The 3664-nt window shown below is 29.3% G+C and carries 4 protein-coding genes; all 4 read right to left on the bottom strand.

Translation table 11 applies throughout. The features are described 5' to 3' along the window. Window positions 1–41: 41 nt before the first annotated feature. Window positions 42–671, bottom strand: a complete 630-nt coding sequence (locus HX884_RS25635; protein ID WP_178328985.1) for a glycosyltransferase — start codon at window positions 669–671, stop codon at window positions 42–44. 532 nt (window positions 672–1203) lie between these two features. Then, complete coding sequence (locus HX884_RS25625; RefSeq protein ID WP_178328984.1) at window positions 1204–1824, bottom strand: EpsG family protein; 621 nt, start codon at window positions 1822–1824, stop codon at window positions 1204–1206. Then, window positions 1824–2915: a glycosyltransferase family 4 protein gene (locus tag HX884_RS25620; protein ID WP_058681407.1), complete on the bottom strand. Its 1092-nt coding sequence runs from the start codon at window positions 2913–2915 to the stop codon at window positions 1824–1826. The genes HX884_RS25625 and HX884_RS25620 overlap by 1 nt, the downstream gene beginning before the upstream one ends. Before the next feature lie 45 nt (window positions 2916–2960). Continuing rightward, window positions 2961–3664: hypothetical protein (locus tag HX884_RS25615; protein ID WP_218620144.1), on the bottom strand; the 704-nt coding region annotated here is incomplete at its 5' end.

Here is a 3664-nt window from a genome sequence, read left to right as displayed (position 1 = left end):
ACAACCCGCTACGGGGGAGACTTACCCGAAATCTGATTTATTCAACAAAGCCCATATAGCCTAATACCTTTTTGTTCAATCAATCTGGCCACAAGTAAAAATTTAATATGTTCTTCTTTAGTTATTTTTGTAGGTTTAAAAAACTCCAAATTAACACCAGAACCTAAAATTCGTTTAGTTTTAGCCTCGCAAACTATTTTTTCCTTGACAAAATAGTTATGATCCTCATTATTTTGAAAAAAAACAAAATCTGCTCTTTTCTGTGAAATTTTATATAAATTACTTAACAATTTTTTTTTCATACCTTCATTAATGAAGGCCGTGCCTAATCCAGCAATATTATTAACGACTTTCACTCTAGGGAAAAAATATGAAACAAGAGAACTGTATATATTAATCTTTGGTGTAAAGTTATAAATAATACTAGGTTTTATTTTAATGTATAACGATAATAAATGCACTAATGTGACAATATCATGACCTGGATTTAGTGAATTGCTACGTATATATAAATGATTAATTTTACAGCCTAATTCTTTTAACTGATATGAATATTTATCAGTAGGTGCTATAATAAAAACCTCGTATCCTTTTTCAATAAATTTTTTTATTGTACCTTTCCTAAAGTTATAAAGATACCATGCCGTATTTGAGGAAAAAACAACTTTCATAAATTACCACCGACAAAAAGGAACATCTGTAATAAATGAGTTACATCTTTTAATTTTATCTTTATCGATATCATAATACCCGAGCAAATAATCTAATGTGTATCCCCTGTAGTTTTCAGGCCTAGCAGGATCATTAAAATAGGAAATATTCACAGAGGCGATAATTAATAATATAGATAAGTAATTTACAATCCTATTTATTGTTAACAATCTTATTAAACTACGCAGGTAATATGCAGAAAGTAAACAATAGAATAGATTAAAGTACGGATTTAAACGATGCAGTATTGGGAAAAAATAAAATGACAAATGCAATAAAGAAGCAATAAAACTTCCATTCCAAAGAATGCGTTCAATTTCTGTTTCATATTTCGTTGCTACGAAATATCTAAATATGATCAATAAATTGACAATAGCGAGCAAGCCGAATGTTGGTTCGAATTTTGAAAAATATACTTTGATTTTTGCTGAGATAACAGCCCCAGGCGCTCCAAATAAAGATATTACATTTGAAAATAGTTCATTCGAAAGACTAAGTATTACTATACAAAATGCAGCACAGCCACCAAAGAAAATAACACTTTTTTTTATTTTTCGTTACCAGAGGATAAAATAATAAAACCACAATGGCAGAAAAATGGAAACAAACAGCTAAAAATGCAATAATAATAAATCTAGTTTTCTCATTTTTTAATAATTTAAGAAAAGCAAATATAGATATAGCAAATGCCATTGCTTGTCTAATTTGATCATTAAATAGATCTATACCATTGATTACGATTAACAAGAAGACGAACAGGCATATATTAAAGTCAAACAACCCTCTTAGTTTTATTATAGCGAAATACAGTAATACCGATAATATAAAATAGTACATTGCTATAGATAAATAGAAATCAGTAAACAAATATTTCAGGATAAAAATCTCAGAGCCAAATAAAGGTTCATATGATGAAAGATAATCCATTACATCTGTATAAGTAATAAAGCCATAGTAATAATTAACCCAATCAATACCGTTAAAATACCCATCTATCATAAAAAACATCAATATAAAAATCATTAAGGTAAAAATGATTTTTTTTAAAAACGGCAGTTGCCAGCTTAATAAAACACATATGAACTGAAAGGTTAAGAAAATAATCCAATACATTATAATTTCTCATTTCTCAATACACTATCCCAGCATTCTGTGAATTTTTCACTTGTAAAAGCATTAGCCTTTAATTTAGCATTATTGGACATATTTACTCTTAAACTTTTTTGACTAATCATTAATCTCAGAGATTCAGCGAATATTTTAATGTTCTCATTTGGTACTAAAATCCCGTTTTCCATATCTAATATTTCAGAAGGCCCACAATCACAATCGAATGCAATCGCTGGAACGCCAAAAGACATAGCTTCAATGAGAACCAAACCAAATCCTTCATACCTGGACGGAAGACATAAAAAACCGCAACTTTGATAGTAATCAGTAATATTTTGTGTAGCAGCAATGAATTTTATCGACTTGTTTAAACTCAATTTTGTTGCTAATTGTTCTAAACTATCTTTTTTAGGACCACTCCCAATAATTGTTAAAGTCCAATCGGGAAATTCATTGTGAACCTTTTTCCAAGCCTGTAAAAGAAGATCAAAGCCCTTTTGATCTGTTAATCTTCCTACGCTTATTATATTCTTGCTGTCAGCAGGATAATCGTTATTAGTGATATGAAACTGCGAGGCATTATAGATAACCCGTAATTTGCTTTTTTTAAACAATAACTTTTCTTGCCAATATTTTTTATCTTTTTCGCTCAATACAACTATTTCATCTGAAAGCAATCCAGATAACTGCCTTGCTAATCTACGTGCTTTTACCCCAAGATCAATTTTAAAATTAAAATGTTCCCAGCATATATGACGAATATTAGTGAATAGCACAGCCGGTAAAGAATATATACATAATAATGAATCAACCGCAATTATAGTTTTTATTTCATTACTCTTTAAGTATTTTCGAAGTGCAAAAATTATCTTTAATCTTTCCAATTCTGAAGTTAATGATTCATGGTTACATAAACTTACTAAATTAATTTTATCGTTTAACTGAAAAAAAGGTTCGCTAGTTTTCAGTATTGTTACAATGTGGACCTCATAGTCAATATTTGTAAGTCCGTTTGCCAATAGAGTGATAATTCTTTCTGTACCACCGGAATTATGCAGGGCATTAATAAAGAGACAAATCTTTTTATTTTTCATTTAATAAACTCTAGATTTAATGGCTTTACATATACAAAAAGAAAATTATGAATTGAATAGGGTGTTTAATTTCTTTTTTAACCATGAAAATGTACTTGACATGCGATAATATCTTATAGTTAACAATTTTGACCGTTTTATTCTATATTTTACATCCACAGAACTGTTATCATTTAAAATGTCGTTTGCAATGAGTTTTGTTTGTTCTAAAGTTTTAAAGTATCCGTAAACATTGTTACTAATAAATTTGAGATAACTAAATGTACGTACTCTCGAATTAAGCAAAAGGATTTTTATATCGGTATCAACCTGTTTATTTGTATATTTCTTAAACTTTTGCAATGCGTATATTATATCAAGATAATCACATTCTTTTACGCTCTTAGTTATACTATTAGGAGTGTGTCTATAACCAATCAATGGTTTGTTTATGCTATAAATAACCTTTGCCTTAAGATAAAGATAAGGAGTAAACATTATATCTTCATATCTTCGCCCATCTTCAAAGTATTCAAAGCTAATAATTTTTTTACTGTAAATTCTACCCCAAACATACCATTGATTGAACTCAAACACAGGCATCAAATCCATTTTTTTATTGATTACTTTTTGACCTGAGTAGGAGCATAAATTAAAAGCCTCAGTAGATTCTTTAGTAAACCGATATGCATCTATCTCAATGATATCAGGTCTGAATGGCTTTGTTGAATAAATCAGATTTCGGGTAAGTCTCCCCCGTAGCGGGTTGT

The organism is Enterobacter sp. SECR19-1250, from assembly GCF_013391025.1.
Taxonomy (GTDB): domain Bacteria; phylum Pseudomonadota; class Gammaproteobacteria; order Enterobacterales; family Enterobacteriaceae; genus Enterobacter; species Enterobacter cloacae.
This window is presented reverse-complemented; position numbering and strand designations above follow the sequence as displayed.